Origin of the sequence: Streptomyces tamarix (genome assembly GCF_032423885.1) — a bacterium.
Taxonomy (GTDB): Bacteria; Actinomycetota; Actinomycetes; order Streptomycetales; family Streptomycetaceae; genus Streptomyces; species Streptomyces tamarix.
Genome location: NZ_JAWCTQ010000008.1, coordinates 18,035 through 33,024 on the forward strand (window position 1 = coordinate 18,035; position 14,990 = coordinate 33,024).

A 14,990-nucleotide genomic window follows, 5' to 3' on the forward strand; every position below is an offset into this window, starting at 1 on the left:
CTCACCCTTCTGGGGGCTGCTCGCCGGTGTCCTCGCGCACCTCCTGCTCAAGGTCCGCAGGGTCGAGCCAGCCGGCGCGTTCGGCGAGGACCGCGACCTGGAACCGGCTGGTGGCTCCGAGCGCCGACGTCAGGTCGCCGACGATCCGGCGGACCGTGCGGTCCGAGATGCCCAGGCGCCGTCCGACCCCCTCGTCGGTCAGGCCCTCCGCGAGTAGCCGGAGGACCGCCCGCTGCCGCCGGTCGGGCTCGCCCCACGAGCCGCCCTCCGCCGCGGTGCGCGTCCCCGTGCCGAAGGCGGTGGCCTGTGCCCACGCGTACTCGAACTGGCTGCGGAACACCTCGACCAGGGACGGGTCGTACACGACGACGACCGCCTGCTGCCCGTCCGTTCCGGTCGCGGGCACGATCGCCAGGTGCTGGTCGACGATGATGAGCCGGTGCGGCAGCGTCACGGCGGTGCGCACCTGACCGCCCGCCTTGCGCAACTCCCGGAGGTAGGCGGCCATGTGGGGCAGCGCGGCGGACGAGGCGAGGTGGACGGTGCGCATCGCGACGCCGCGCCGCAGCGCCCGCCGGTCGCGCGCCAGGCCCTCCTCCACCATGTGCTCGGGTGCTCCGCGGCCCGGGTGCAGCGAGACGACCTCCTCGCGCGCCTGCTGGGCGGCGTCCTCCAGGGCGGTCGCGATGTTGGCCGTGCCCTCCACGAGTTGGGCCTGGGTGCCGGAGATGCGCACGGCGTGGATGGGGTGGAAGTCGGTGAGCATCCGCACCATCGCCTCGCGGGTGCGGGTGATCTGCTCGATGAGTTCGTCGACGCGGCGGGCGTCGGCGGCGAGGAGGTGGTCGAGCGCGGACTCGGACGACACGCAGGCCCAGCCGCTGGGCGTGGCGGTGGTCCGCACCAACAGGCCGAGTTCGGACAGGACCTGGATGGCAGCGGTGTACTCCTCGCTGCTCCAGCCGAGCCGCCGGCAGACGGCCGCGGGCGTCCAGGCGGCGTCCTGGATGGCGATCGCGTAGAGGCTCTGCGCGAGCTTGTGCTCCAGCGCGGTGGTTCTGGTCAATGGGTCCCCCTTGTCGACGCTGCCCCGGGCGTGACGAAGGGCCGTCCCTCCCACCCGGGGAGTGACGGCCCTCGTCACACAGTACGACTCACCCTACGCCGAACGGCACCGGCCGGCCCGTCACGGCCGAGGCGTCCGCGCGTCCGCGACATGCGGGGCGGCCCGTACGCGTGCGGTTCCGGCCCGGACCCCGCGCCGGTGCTCGACCGGCCGCCGGCACCGCGTCCTTCGAGGGGCGGAACGGCGCTCCGACCGGCTCGGGCCGTGGCGCGGCACCGCCGGCGCGGGCGTGGCGTCCGGCGGCGGCTCCCGGGGCGCGGCGCTCGGGGGGCGGACGCTCGGGGGGCGCGGGAGGCGGGACGCGGAAGGCGCGGGACGCGGGCGCGCGGGGGGACGTGCCGCGGGCGCGGGACGTCGCACGGCGTCCCGCGCCCGGAGCGCGGCCGGGATGGTGCTGCGCCGACACGGCACCATCCCGTCCCGTACCGGCGAACCGGTACCCGGCCACTCTCGTACGGGACGGGGTCCGGGCGCGAGGGTTGCAGGGGGTTGCGGCGGTGGCGCGTTCTGAGCGGCCCCGGGCCGGACGGCCGCCCGGGCGGGGGATGATGGGGGCTGTACGGGAACGGGAGGGCCCGGTGCGGAACGCCACAGTCGACATCACCCGGCTCGCCGCGATGAACGCGCGTGAGGCGACGCTGCTGCTGAAGAACATCAGGGACGCCGCCCTACGCGGCGGCCGGGCGCCGCTGGCGCCGCGCGCCGAGATAGGGGCGTCGTGGCAGCGGATGCTCCGCGAGGGCGTCGACCCGGACCGCGACCGCCGCTCGGGGCTGCTGTCGCCGGCGGAGTTGGAGGCGCGGCGCGCCGGTTCGCCGCTCGCGGACCTGCTGCCGCTGCTCCGCGAGGGCCTCATGTCGGTGCCGGGCGCGAGCACCGGCGCGGTGCGGCACATCATGGTCGTCGCGGACGCGGACGGGCGGGTGCTGTGGCGGGAGGGCCACCCGTCGGTGCTGCGGATGGCGGACGGGCACGGCTTTGAACCGGGCGCGGACTGGCGGGAGTCGACGGTCGGGACGAACGGCGTGGGGACGGCGCTGGTGGTGCGGCGCCCCGTGCAGGTCCACTCGGCGGAGCACTTCGTCGCCACGCACCACGCGTGGACGTGCGCGGGCGCCCCGATCACGGATCCGCGCGACGGGCGGCTGATGGGCGTCGTCGACGTGAGCGGCCCGGTGACGACGGTGCACCCGGCGACGCTGCTGCTGGTCGGTTCGGTGGCGCGGCTCGCCGAGGCGGAGCTGCGCAACCGGCACCTGGCGGGTCTCGCCCGGCTGCGGGCGGTGGCGGCGCCGATGCTGTGCCGGGTGGGCGGCCGGGCGCTGGCGGTGGACCGGCACGGCTGGACGGCGGCGGTGACGGGGGTCGCCCCCGTGGACCGGGTGCCGGTGCCCCCGTCGCTGGAGGCGGGGCGGGGGTGGCTGCCGACGCTGGGCGAGTGCGACGTGGAGCCGCTGCCGGGCGGCTGGCTGGTGCGGCCGCTGGACGCCGCGGACGCGCGGGCCGGGGGCGTGGCGACCCGGCTGGTGCTCGACGTGAGCCGCCCCCGCGACTGGACGGTGCGGGTGTCGGGCGCGGTCGGCTGCTGGACGCGGGAGTTGAGCCCGCGCCACGCGGAGTTGCTGTACGTGCTGGCCGCGCGCCGGGACGGCCGTACGGCGGCGCAGTTGGCCGAGGACGTGTTCGGCGACCGCACGCGGACGGTGACCGTGCGGGCGGAGATGTCCCGGATGCGGCGCACCCTGGGGGGCGTGCTGGCGCACCGCCCGTACCGGTTCCGCGACGAGGTGGAGGTCGAGGTGGTCGCCCCGGCCGACGCGGGCGACCTGCTGCCGTACTCGACGGCGCCCGCCGTGGTGGCGGCGCGGCACGCGGACGGCGGCGACCGCGCCGAATGAGACGGCCGCCTCCGGCGCCGGTTCCGAGCGGTACGTCCCCCTGACCGGGTCCCGGGGGAGCCGGTTCCGCCCGCCCCCGTGCTCCTGGCCGCGCGGGAGTCGGGGCCGACGCCGCCGGGACGGGCTCCGGGGCGCCCGCCGCCGCGCCCGTGCGTGTCCGCTCCCGGCCTTCCCCGCCGCCCCGGGCGCGGGACGGCTCCTCGATGCGCGCGTGCCGCGGTCGCGCGGGGCGGCTCCTAAGCTGGACTCCTTGTCGGGGCGGGGGAGGTACGGGTGGCCATGCGGGAACCGGGCACGTGGAACAGGGTGGAGGACAGCACGGTGACGGGTCCGCTCATCCAGGCCGGGCACATCGGCCGGGTGACGTTCCAGCAGGTGGCGCCGGAGCCGGAGGCCCCCGCCGCCGGGGACCCCTGGGTGGACCTCGTACGCGACTCGACCGTGTGGCGGCACGTGCCGGACGGGCGGGACCCGGCGCGGTGCCGGGACGCCGCCGCCGCGGTCGCCGCCTCGCTCGCCCGGCTGCGCGACGCGGCGGAGGAGCGGCTGGCCGGCGACCCGTGGCAGGACCCGCGCGGCCCGGAGCGGTTCGCGGAGCACCTGGAGTGGTTGCTGGGCGAACCGGACGGCGGCGCCGGCCTCGACCTGTACCCGGTGGAGGCGGCGCTGTTCGCACTGGTCCCGCTGCTGGCGCGGGTGCACGACCTGCGGATGGCCGCCGACCGCCTGCACGTCGAGCCGTGGCGCCTCGACCCGGCCGGGGACGGGACGCCGCCCTCACCGGAGCGGTCGGCGTTCGAGGCGTACGCGGACGGGCACGGGGTGCTGGTGCAGCGTGCGCTGCTGCGGCCCGGCACGGCGGAGCCGATCGGCTGGTGGCTGTTCCACCGCTGGCTGGTGCGGCACGAGGCGTACGCCGCGCCGGAGGCGGTGCGGGAGCTGCTGGACGCGCTCGGGGAGGCGGACGGCGGGGTGCTGGGCGACGCGCTCGCCCCGGACCGGGTCGGCCGGCTCCTGCACGGGCTGCGGCGCGGCCCCCACGTCTGCAACCCCGAGTTCCTCGGCACCCTCCCGCCCGACGACCTGCTGCGCGGGCCGGGCCGGCAGCGGGTGCGGGACCAGCGGCTGGTCCTGCTCACCTCCCTGGCGTACGCGCTGACCGCCAGGATGACGACGCTGCCCGACGTCGTCGCCGAACACCTGGGCGTCCCCCACCCGGTCGACCTGGCCGCGCTGCGCGCCACGCTGGAGAAGTCGTCGTGGGGCGGGTCGCCGGACCTGCCGGTGCTGCGGGCGGAGTGCTCCCACGAGGCGGTCGTGGAGGGGCTGCGGTCGGCGGTGGGCCGCATGGACGAACTGCTGCACGCGGTGACCCGTACGGTGCGGGAGCGGGTGACACAGCCGATGCCGCACCTCCCGGTGCGGCTCTCCGCCGACGGCGTGGTCCCCGTCGAGGGCGCCTTCACCGGGTGGGCGAGCTTCCGGCTGGACGAGCGGCGGGTGCGCGACCTGCTGATAGGCGTCCAGCTCTACAAGGACCGGGACCTGGCGATCCGGGAGCTGTACCAGAACGCGCTGGACGCCTGCCGGTACCGGCGGGCCCGCACGGAGTACCTGGACCGCACGCACCCGGCGGCCACCTACGCGTACGAGGGCTCCATCGTCTTCGAGCAGGGCGTCGACGACGACGGCCGCGCGTACGTCGAGTGCCGCGACGACGGCATCGGCATGGGCGAGGCCGAGCTGCGCGGGGTGTTCTCCCACGCGGGCGCGCGGTTCGCGGAGCAACCGGACTTCCGCGAAGAGCGCGCCGACTGGGCCCGTCTCGACCCTCCCGTCCTCTTCTACCCCAACAGCCGCTTCGGCATCGGCGTGCTCAGCTACTTCATGCTCGCCGACGAAATGCGGGTGACGACCTGCCGGATGGACCGGACGGGCATGCCGGGCCCGGTGTTGGAGGCGTCGATCTTCGGGCCGGGGCACCTGTTCCGGATCGCGCGGCGCGCGGACCGGGGCGAGCGCCCGGGGACGACGGTCCGGCTGTACCTGCGGGACGCGGAGCCCGGCTGGTCGTGCCCGGAGGTGTTGGCCCGGCTGCTCGGCGTCGCCGAGTTCCCGACGGTGGCCCGGCACGGCACGAAGGTGGTGCGGTGGGCGCCGGGGGTGTTGCGGGGACGGCGGGCCGGGGGCTGGTTCAGCCTCGACGCGGACGGCCCCGTGGAGGAGTGGCCCGACGCCCCGCCCGGGGCCCAGGTGTTCTGGTGCCGGTGGGGCGGGGGGCTGCTGGTCGACGGGCTGACGGTGCGGCCGGCCGTCCGCGGGGGTGTGCTGACCGATCAGGAGACGGGGCTCGTCGGCGCGGTGGTGAACCTGTCGGGGCCGCTCGCCCCGGAACGGCTGTCGGCGGACCGGGCCCTGATCCTGGACGACGTGCGCGACACGGTCGGGAAGCTGCTGGCCGGGGCGGTGGACCACCTGCTGGGCGTGGGCGGGCCCCTCCTGGACTTCCCGTGGCTGAGCGAGGTGACCGACGCGAGCAAGGCGCTGGCGGACCTCGTCGTGGAGCGCTGCGTCGCGGTGGGCCGCGAGATCCCGGGGGGCCCCGCCACCGGGATCTCCCGGGCGGGGTTCTTCCCCGACGACCTTCCCCTCCTGTTCCCGGACCTCCAGTCCCCCACCGCGTGGCGGACGTCCCGCGACGTCATGGGGGTGCCCGACCACATCCTCCTCTGGCGGTTGATCGCCCACCGGCCCGAGCCGGTGTGGGCGGAGCTGCTGCGGATCTGTCCGGAGCTCACCGCCGTCGGAGAGGTGGCGCCCGCCCTGCCGTCCGACCTCAGCGTTCTGAAGCTCGCGCGCCTCCCGCAGATCACCGACCCCCGTGTGGCATCCAAGCTCCTCAAGAGCTCCCTGGAGAACGATCAGGTCCTCCAGATCGCTGCCGGTCTGGGCCGCTCTCCCCGGGCGGTCGCCCTGCGCGCCAAGACCCTGGGGCTGTACGACGGGCCGTGTGACGGGTTCTCCGACACGCGTCCCGAGGAGAGGCCGTTCGGCAGGAGGAGACCGGCCGGGAACCGGCACGACAGGCGGGTCACCCCGAGCCTCCTCGTCCGGACGGCCCGCGAGGAGGGACAGTCGCTGGAGGCGCAGGCGGCCCGGTGGCGGCGGGCCGGGGTCGATGTGCCGGACGAGGTCCTGGCCATGGCGCGGGCCGGTGCGGCGGACGGGGTGTTGGGCCCCTACCTGGGTGCCGCGCCGTGCCCGTGGTTCCAGCCCGGCGCGCAGGTCCCGCCCGGTCTGCTGGTCGCCCTCTCCTCCGAGCTCGGCCGGCCCCTGTCCGATCTGTGCGCACGGCTCCGGGCGTGCGGGCTCGCGGTGGAGCCGTCCGTCCTCCCCGACCCGCCCCCGGCCCGTCTCGTGCGCGCCCTGAGCGAGCACCTGAGCGGTGCGTCCCCCTGGCTGGATCCCGAGGAGCCGGTTCCGCCCGCCCACGTGCTCCTGGCCGCACGGGAGCTGGGGCTGACGCCGCCGGAAGCCGCTGCGTGGTTCGAGCGGCTGGGTTTCCGCGCGCCGGAGACGCTCCCCGACGAGACGGAGTCCCACGATCTGGACATTCTGACGCCACCGGTCGAACCCAGGACCCTGCGCTTCTCCCCTCTGCGGCCGGGGAAGCCGGTCCTGTACACCCAGATCCTGGAGGTCGCCGCGCGCGGGGGGCTCAGCCCGGCGGTGGTCGCCTCCCGCATGAGGGCGTACGGACTGGCCGCGCCCCCCTTGCGTTCCGTGTCCCCGTCACAGGGGGACGACAGGCTGCTCGCGGTGGACGGCCCGCTGGGCTGGCGCGGACTGCGGTCGGACCGACCCGTCCCGTTCGCCCGGGTCCTGGAGGCCGCCGGCCACCTGCTGGTCCCGCCGGCGGACATCGCGGCCCGGCTGGCGGAGCACGGCATCGCCTGCTCGTGCCCTGACCTGCCCGAGGGGCTGTCGTACGAGCGGGCGTCCAGGCTCGTCGCGGGGACCCTGTCACCGGACAGCGGACGCGTCGGCCTGCAGGAGCTGCTCGACCGGTCGCGCGCGCTCGGCGAGCCCGTCGGCCGGATCCACCACTGGCTCGTCGAGCTCGGCGTCGACGTCGTCGACCCCGCGCAGGCCGTCCGCGAGGCGCTCCCCCGCGTCCCCCGTCCGTAGCCCTCGTCCCCGGCCCGTCGGCCACCGGACCCCCGTCCGTGGCCCGGTGGGCCGGGGACCAGGACCGCGCTGGCCACAGGCGCACGCTCCGTGGTTCCCTGGCCGTCATGAGCATCGCCGTCACCACCTGGTACCTGGAGCAGACCTCCCCGGACGACCTGCGGCCCGCCGCCGCGCCGGAGGGGGACGTGGAGATCGTCCGCGCAGAGGTGCCCTCGCCCGAGTTCAGCCGCTTCCTGTACTGCGCCGTGGGGGGCGACGTCTCCTGGGTGGACCGGCTCGGACTGACGTACGCGCAGTGGCGGGAGATCCTGGAGCGGCCCGGCGTCGAGACGTGGGTGGCGTACGAGAAGGGGACGCCGGCCGGGTACATCGAGTTGGACCCGCAGGACGAGGGCGTCGTCGAGATCATGTACTTCGGGCTGGTCCCGGCGTTCCGGGGGCGGCGCATCGGCGGGCACCTGCTGTCGTACGGCACGGCCCGCGCCTGGGACCTGGCGGACCGCTGGCCGGGGCGGACGCCCACCAAGCGGGTCGTGCTGAACACCTGCTCCCTCGACGGGGAGCACGCGCTCGCCAACTACCGGCGGCGCGGCTTCCGCCTCTACGACACGCGGGTCGCGCAGAAGCCGGCCGTCGAGACGCCGGGGCCCTGGCCGGGCGCCTCCGCCTGAGCCCGCGGCACGTCACGGGGCCGCGGAGCGGTCCCGCGGACGTGACCCATACCACACTTGTCCACAATGCGGGACATCTTTGTCCGAGATATGGACAAAGGTGGACTGAGTCCAAACTCGCATGACACGCTTCCGTCATGTCTCGAGCTGGAATTGCCTTGGTGAGTCGGCGGCACGTCGACCTCGGCCGCATGTCCAGCGCCATGTGTCCGGCGCGCTGAGCGAACCAGCCACGCCGCGATCCCCGATCTTCTGAACCCGCCGCGCAATGTCGCGCAGGAGCTCTGCCCTGCGCGACATTGCGCAGGTCAGAGCCGCCCTCCTGCAGTCCCGAAGGACGTATAGCCATGGCCGCCACCCCGGAAAAGCCCGCACCCGCCACGCCACGCCGCAAGGTGGGGCGCCACCGTGGCGAGGGCCAGTGGGCCAGGGGCCACTTCACGCCCCTCAACGGCAATGAGCAGTTCAAGAAGGACGATGACGGTCTCAACGTGCGGACACGCATTGAGACGATCTACTCGAAGGCCGGATTCGACTCCATCGACCCCAACGACCTGCGCGGCCGGATGCGCTGGTGGGGCCTCTACACCCAGCGCAAGCCCGGGATCGACGGCGGCAAGACGGCCGTCCTGGAGCCGGAGGAGCTGGACGACGAGTACTTCATGCTGCGCGTCCGCATCGACGGCGGCCGCCTGACGACCCGGCAGCTACGGGTCGTCGGCGAGATCTCCCAGGAGTTCGCCCGGGGCACCGCCGACATCACCGACCGGCAGAACGTCCAGTACCACTGGATCCGCATCGAGGACGTCCCCGAGATCTGGCGCCGCCTCGAAGAGGTCGGCCTGTCCACGACCGAGGCGTGCGGCGACACCCCGCGCGTCATCATCGGCTCGCCCGTCGCCGGGATCGCCGAGGACGAGATCATCGACGGCACGCCCGCCATCGAGGAGATCCACCGCCGCGTCATCGGCAACAAGGAGTTCTCCAACCTGCCCCGCAAGTTCAAGTCCGCGATCTCCGGCTCGCCGCTGCTCGACGTGGCGCACGAGATCAACGACGTGGCGTTCGTGGGCGTGGAGCACCCCGAGCACGGGCCCGGCTTCGACCTGTGGGTCGGCGGCGGGCTGTCCACCAACCCGAAGATCGGTGTCCGCCTCGGCGCCTGGGTTCCCCTCGACGAGGTCCCGGACGTCTACACCGGCGTCATCTCGATCTTCCGTGACTACGGCTACCGGCGGCTGCGCAACCGGGCCCGGCTGAAGTTCCTCGTCGCCGACTGGGGCGCCGAGAGGTTCCGTCAGGTCCTGGAGGACGAGTACCTCCAGCGCAAGCTCGTCGACGGCCCCGCCCCCGCGCAGCCCGTCCAGCAGTGGCGCGACCACGTCGGCGTCCACCGCCAGAAGGACGGCCGCTTCTACGTGGGCTTCGCCCCGCGCGTCGGCCGCGTCGACGGCGCCACCCTCACCAAGATCGCCGAGGTGGCGGAGGCGCACGGCTCCGGCCGCGTCCGCACCACCGTCGAGCAGAAGATGATCGTCCTCGATGTCGAGGAGGCGCAGGTCCCCTCGCTCGTCGCCGCTCTGGAGGCGCTCGACCTGCGGGTGAACCCGTCGCCGTTCCGGCGCGGCACCATGGCCTGCACCGGCATCGAGTTCTGCAAGCTGGCCATCGTCGAGACGAAGGCGCGCGGCTCCTCCCTCATCGACGAGTTGGAGCGCCGCCTGCCCGACTTCGACGAGCCGATCACCATCAACATCAACGGCTGCCCCAACGCCTGCGCCCGCATCCAGGTGGCGGACATCGGCCTCAAGGGCCAGTTGGTCCTCGACGACGAGGGCCGCCAGGTCGAGGGCTACCAGGTGCACCTCGGCGGCGCCCTCGGCCTGGAGGCCGGCTTCGGCCGCAAGGTGCGCGGCCTGAAGGTCAGCTCCGCCGAGCTGCCCGACTACATCGAGCGCGTCCTCACCCGCTACCGGGCGGAGCGCGAGGACGGCGAGCGCTTCGCCACCTGGGCCACCCGCGCGAGCGAGGAGTCCCTTTCGTGAGCGAGAGGGCCGCCCCGTTCTACTGCCCGTACTGCGGCGACGAGGACCTGCGCCCCGCCGAGCAGGGCCACGGCGCCTGGGAGTGCGCGGCCTGCAATCGAGCCTTCCAGCTGAAGTTCCTGGGCCTGCTGGCCCGGGGCCTCCAGCGCCACGACAGCGGAGGGGACCCGACATGACCGTCACGCGGACCGACGAGGAACTGAAGGCGCTCGCCGAGCGCGCCGGCCGCGAGCTGGAGGACGCCCCGGCGCTCGACGTTCTGAAGTGGGCCGCCGACACCTTCGGCGAGCGCTTCTGCGTCACCTCCTCCATGGAGGACGCCGTCGTCGCCCACCTCGCCTCGCGCGTCTTCCCCGGCGTCGACGTGGTGTTCCTCGACACCGGCTACCACTTCCCCGAGACCATCGGGACGCGCGACGCGGTCGACGCCGTGATGGACGTCAACGTCATCACGCTGACGCCGCGCCAGACCGTCGCCGAGCAGGACGCCGAGTACGGGCCGAAGCTGCACGACCGCGACCCGGACCTGTGCTGCGCGCTGCGCAAGGTCAAGCCCCTCGAAGAGGGCCTGACCAAGTACGCCGCGTGGGCGACCGGGCTGCGCCGCGACGAGTCCCCGACCCGGGCGAACACCCCGGTCGTCGGCTGGGACGCCAAGCGGCGGAAGGTCAAGGTGTCCCCGATCGCTCGGTGGACCCAGGACGACGTCGACGCGTACGTCGCCGAGCACGGCGTCCTCACCAACCCGCTGCTGATGGACGGCTACGCCTCCGTCGGCTGCGCCCCCTGCACGCGCCGCGTGCTGGAGGGCGAGGACGCGCGCGCCGGCCGCTGGGCGGGCCGCGCCAAGACGGAGTGCGGGCTGCACGCATGACGAACGACCACTCTTCTCAGGAGAAGCACGTGACTGGGGCCACCATCTGGCTCACCGGTCTGCCGAGCGCCGGCAAGACCACCATCGCGTACGAGCTCGCGGGCCGGCTGCGCGACGAGGGCCACCGCGTGGAGGTGCTCGACGGCGACGAGATCCGCGAGTTCCTGTCGGCGGGCCTCGGCTTCAGCCGCGAGGACCGGCACACCAACGTGCAGCGCATCGGCTTCGTCGCCGAACTGCTCGCGTCGAACGGCGTGAAGGTCCTCGTGCCCGTCATCGCCCCGTACGCCGACAGCCGCGAGGCCGTCCGCAAGCGCCACCAGCGGGAGGGCACCCCGTACGTGGAGGTGCACGTGGCGACGCCGGTCGAGGTGTGCTCCGTACGCGACGTGAAGGGGCTGTACGCCAAGCAGGCCGCCGGCGAGATCAGCGGCCTGACCGGCGTCGACGACCCGTACGAGGAGCCGGAGAGCCCCGACCTGCGGATCGAGTCCCACAACCAGACGGTGCGGGAGTCCGCGCAGGCGCTGCACGCGCTGCTGACCGAGAGGGGCCTGGCGTGACCACGACGCTCAACGTGACGGAGGAGCAGCAGGACAGCCCGTTCGCGCTGTCGCACCTCGACGCGCTGGAGTCCGAGGCCGTCCACATCTTCCGCGAGGTGGCGGGCGAGTTCGAGCGGCCGGTGCTCCTGTTCTCCGGCGGCAAGGACTCCATCGTCATGCTGCACCTGGCGCTGAAGGCGTTCGCGCCCGCCCCGGTGCCGTTCTCGCTGCTCCACGTGGACACCGGGCACAACTTCCCCGAGGTCATCGAGTACCGCGACCGGACCGTGGCCCGGCACCACCTGCGGCTGCACGTGGCGTCCGTCCAGGACTACATCGACCGCGGCGTCCTCAAGGAGCGCCCGGACGGCACCCGCAACCCGCTGCAGACCGTGCCGCTGACCGAGGCGATCCAGCAGCACCGCTTCGACGCGGTGTTCGGCGGCGGGCGGCGCGACGAGGAGAAGGCCCGGGCCAAGGAGCGGGTGTTCTCGCTGCGCGACGAGTTCTCCCAGTGGGACCCGCGGCGCCAGCGGCCCGAGCTGTGGCAGCTCTACAACGGCCGGCACGCCCCGGGCGAGCACGTGCGGGTGTTCCCGCTGTCCAACTGGACCGAGTTGGACGTGTGGCAGTACATCGCCCGCGAGGGCATCGAGCTGCCCGAGATCTACTTCGCGCACGAGCGGGAGGTGTTCTCCCGCAACGGCATGTGGCTGACCGCCGGTGAGTGGGGCGGCCCGAAGGACGGCGAGACCGTCGAGAAGCGGCTCATCCGCTACCGCACGGTCGGCGACATGTCCTGCACGGGCGCCGTCGACTCCGACGCCACCACGCTCGACGCCGTGATCGCCGAGATCGCCGCGTCCCGGCTGACCGAGCGGGGCGCCACCCGCGCCGACGACAAGCTGTCCGAGGCCGCGATGGAAGACCGCAAGCGCGAAGGGTACTTCTAGAGATGTCCAGCACCACCGCCGCCGAGCAGCTCTCGGCCACCACCCTGCTGCGTTTCGCGACCGCCGGGTCCGTCGACGACGGCAAGTCCACCCTCGTGGGCCGGCTGCTGCACGACTCCAAGTCGGTCCTCGCCGACCAGTTGGAGGCCGTCGAGCACGCCTCCCGCTCCCGCGGCCAGGAGGCCCCCGACCTGGCGCTGTTGACGGACGGCCTGCGGGCCGAGCGCGAGCAGGGCATCACGATCGACGTGGCGTACCGTTACTTCGCCACGGCCCGGCGCCGGTTCATCCTCGCCGACACGCCCGGCCACGTGCAGTACACGCGGAACATGGTCACCGGCGCGTCCACCGCCGAGCTGACCGTGATCCTCGTCGACGCGCGCAACGGCGTGGTCGAGCAGACCCGCCGGCACGCCGCGATCGCCGCGCTGCTGCGCGTCCCGCACGTCGTGCTGGCCGTCAACAAGATGGACCTCGTCGGGTACGAGGAGGCCGCCTTTGCGGGGATCGCCGAGGAGTTCACGGCGTACGCGGCGGAGCTGGGCATCCCCGAGGTCACCGCGATCCCGATCTCGGCGCTCGCCGGCGACAACGTGGTGGAGCCGTCCGCGACGATGGACTGGTACGGCGGCCCGACGGTGCTGGAGCACCTGGAGACCGTGCCCGTCAGCCACGACCTGACCGGCTGCCACGCCCGGCTGCCCGTGCAGTACGTGATCCGCCCGCAGACCGCGGAGCACCCGGACTACCGGGGCTACGCGGGGCAGATCGCCGCCGGGACGTTCCGCGTCGGCCAGGAGGTGACCGTGCTGCCCTCGGGCCGTACGTCGCGGGTCTCCGGGATCGACCTGCTGGGCACGCCCGTCGACATCGCGTGGACGCCGCAGTCCGTCACCCTCCTCCTGGAGGACGACATCGACGTCTCGCGCGGCGACCTGATCGTGCCGTCCGGGGACGCCCCGGCGACCAGCCAGGACGTCGAGGCGACGGTCTGCCACGTGGCGGACCAGCCGCTGGCGGTGGGCCAGCGGGTGCTGCTGAAGCACACGACCCGTACGGTCAAGGCGATCGTCAAGGACATCCCGTCCCGGCTCACCCTGGACGACCTGTCCCAGCACCCCGCCCCGGGCCGGCTCGTCGCCAACGACATCGGCACCGTCAGGATCCGCACGGCCGAGCCGATCGCGTTGGACGCGTACGCCGACTCGCGCCGCACCGGCTCGTTCCTGCTGATCGACCCGGCGGACGGCACCACCCTCGCGGCGGGCATGGCGGGCGAGTCGTTCGCCGGGGAGAAGGCCGTGGCCGCCCCCGCCGACGACGACGGCTGGGACTTCTGATGGCGCGCGCCGCCTTCGCGGCCCCCGCCGGGCGGGGCGGTCGCGCCGGCGCGGGCACCGGGGGTGTCGCGCGATGTGCCCGATGACCCGCCGCCCGCTCCCCCGCCGCCCCGGACCACCGCCCACCGCCGCCCGCCCCGCCGCCCCGCCCCTCCCGTACGGGAGGTAGCGGCCGGGCCGACGAGAGGAACCCCTCCCCGTGCCTGCCACCTCCCGCCCGCTGCCCGCGCCGCGCCGCGGCCTCGCCCTCGCCGCGGTCCTGCCGCTGCTGCTCGCGGCGCTGGTCTCGTGCGGGTACGGCTCGCAGGCGGTGGAGAACAGGGCGAAGGTGGTGGCCCAGGGGCCGAAGCTGTCCGCGGACACGGTGCGCGTCGGGTACTTCGCGAACCTCACCCACGGCACGGCCCTCGTCGGTGACCGGGAGGGCTTCCTCCAGAAGGAGCTGCGCGGCACGCGGCTGCGGACCGCGACGTTCAACGCGGGCCCGTCCGCGGTCGAGGCGCTCAACGCCGGCTCCGTCGACATCGCGTTCCTCGGCCCCTCCCCCGCCCTCAACGGCTACACGAGGTCCGGCGGGAAGAACCTGCGGATCGTCGGCGGCGCCGCGTCCGGCGGCGTCCGGCTCGTCGTGAACCCGGACCGGGTGAGGAGCCTCGCGGACGTCAGGGGCAAGCGGATCGCCACCCCGCAGCTCGGCAACACGCAGGACGTGGCGTTCCTCCACTGGGCCGCCGAGCAGGGCTGGAAGGTCGACCCGCAGAGCGGCAAGGGCGACGTGTCGGTCCTGCGCGTCGACAACAAGATCCTCCCCGACGCCTACCGGTCCGGGTCGGTCGACGGCGCGTGGGTGCCCGAACCGACCGCGTCGAAGCTGATCGCCGAGGGGGCGAAGCCGCTTCTCGACGAGGCGTCGCTGTGGCCCGGCGGGAAGTTCGTGATCACCAACATCGTCGCCTCGCAGGGCTTCCTGGAGCGGCACCCGGACGTGGTGGAGGCGGTGCTGCGCGGCTCGCTGAAGGCCAACGCGTGGATCAACGCCCACCCCCGGGAGGCCAAGGCCGCCGCGAACGCCCAGATGAGGGCGCTCACCGGCAAGGCGCTGCCCGACGCGGTCGTCGACTCGGCGTGGCCGACGCTCCGGTTCCTCGACGACCCGCTGGCCGGGACGCTGCGCGAGCAGGCCGGCCACGCCGTGGCCGCCGGGCTGCTGGAGGACCCCCGGCTGGCCGGGATCTACGACCTGCGCCCGCTGAACAGGGTCCTCGCCGCCGCGGGCAGGGCGCCCGTCCCCGACGCCGGGCTCGGTGTCCGTTGAGTCCGCGTCAGACCAGCTCCCAGGAGGTGACG

12 protein-coding genes are annotated in these 14,990 nt (G+C 74.3%); 11 read left to right on the forward strand and 1 reads right to left on the reverse strand.

The window, feature by feature from the left end; translation table 11 throughout:
- Window position 1: 1 nt before the first annotated feature.
- The gene (locus tag RND61_RS32655; protein ID WP_391653121.1) at window positions 2-1,066 is read right to left on the reverse strand and encodes a helix-turn-helix transcriptional regulator; all 1,065 of its coding nucleotides are present in this window, start codon (window positions 1,064-1,066) and stop codon (window positions 2-4) included.
- Between the two features lie 638 nt (window positions 1,067-1,704).
- On the opposite strand from RND61_RS32655, the gene RND61_RS08900 reads away from it, so the two are divergent.
- The 11 genes from RND61_RS08900 (at window position 1,705) to RND61_RS08950 (ending at window position 14,958) form a co-directional block, all read left to right on the forward strand.
- Window positions 1,705-3,024, forward strand: a complete 1,320-nt coding sequence (locus RND61_RS08900; RefSeq protein WP_315877277.1) for a helix-turn-helix domain-containing protein — start codon at window positions 1,705-1,707, stop codon at window positions 3,022-3,024.
- Window positions 3,025-3,303: 279 nt separating this feature from the next.
- The gene (locus RND61_RS08905; RefSeq protein WP_449343275.1) at window positions 3,304-7,212 is read left to right on the forward strand and encodes a wHTH domain-containing protein; all 3,909 of its coding nucleotides are present in this window, start codon (window positions 3,304-3,306) and stop codon (window positions 7,210-7,212) included.
- 107 nt (window positions 7,213-7,319) lie between these two features.
- Window positions 7,320-7,886 carry a GNAT family N-acetyltransferase gene (locus RND61_RS08910; protein ID WP_315877279.1) on the forward strand — a complete coding sequence of 189 codons (567 nt, stop codon included), beginning with the start codon at window positions 7,320-7,322 and terminating at the stop codon, window positions 7,884-7,886.
- 137 nt (window positions 7,887-8,023) lie between these two features.
- Complete coding sequence (locus RND61_RS08915) at window positions 8,024-8,107, forward strand: putative leader peptide (protein ID WP_315877410.1); 84 nt, start codon at window positions 8,024-8,026, stop codon at window positions 8,105-8,107.
- A gap of 126 nt (window positions 8,108-8,233) precedes the next feature.
- A complete protein-coding gene (locus RND61_RS08920) occupies window positions 8,234-9,931 on the forward strand; it encodes a nitrite/sulfite reductase (RefSeq protein ID WP_315877280.1) in 1,698 nt (565 codons plus the stop codon).
- Window positions 9,928-10,107, forward strand: coding sequence for a hypothetical protein (locus RND61_RS08925; RefSeq protein WP_315877281.1), 180 nt, complete (start codon window positions 9,928-9,930; stop codon window positions 10,105-10,107). The genes RND61_RS08920 and RND61_RS08925 overlap by 4 nt, the downstream gene beginning before the upstream one ends.
- Window positions 10,104-10,805, forward strand: coding sequence for a phosphoadenylyl-sulfate reductase (locus RND61_RS08930; RefSeq protein ID WP_315877282.1), 702 nt, complete (start codon window positions 10,104-10,106; stop codon window positions 10,803-10,805). The genes RND61_RS08925 and RND61_RS08930 overlap by 4 nt, the downstream gene beginning before the upstream one ends.
- A complete protein-coding gene (gene cysC / locus RND61_RS08935) occupies window positions 10,802-11,368 on the forward strand; it encodes an adenylyl-sulfate kinase (RefSeq protein WP_315877283.1) in 567 nt (188 codons plus the stop codon). The genes RND61_RS08930 and cysC overlap by 4 nt, the downstream gene beginning before the upstream one ends.
- On the forward strand, window positions 11,365-12,303 hold the full coding sequence (gene cysD, locus RND61_RS08940; protein ID WP_315877284.1) for a sulfate adenylyltransferase subunit CysD: 939 nt from the start codon (window positions 11,365-11,367) through the stop codon (window positions 12,301-12,303). Before cysC ends, cysD begins: the two co-directional genes overlap by 4 nt.
- A gap of 2 nt (window positions 12,304-12,305) precedes the next feature.
- Complete coding sequence (locus tag RND61_RS08945; RefSeq protein ID WP_315877285.1) at window positions 12,306-13,643, forward strand: sulfate adenylyltransferase subunit 1; 1,338 nt, start codon at window positions 12,306-12,308, stop codon at window positions 13,641-13,643.
- A 199-nt stretch (window positions 13,644-13,842) separates the two neighbouring features.
- Window positions 13,843-14,958: an ABC transporter substrate-binding protein gene (locus RND61_RS08950; RefSeq protein WP_315877286.1), complete on the forward strand. Its 1,116-nt coding sequence runs from the start codon at window positions 13,843-13,845 to the stop codon at window positions 14,956-14,958.
- Window positions 14,959-14,990 lie beyond the last annotated feature (32 nt).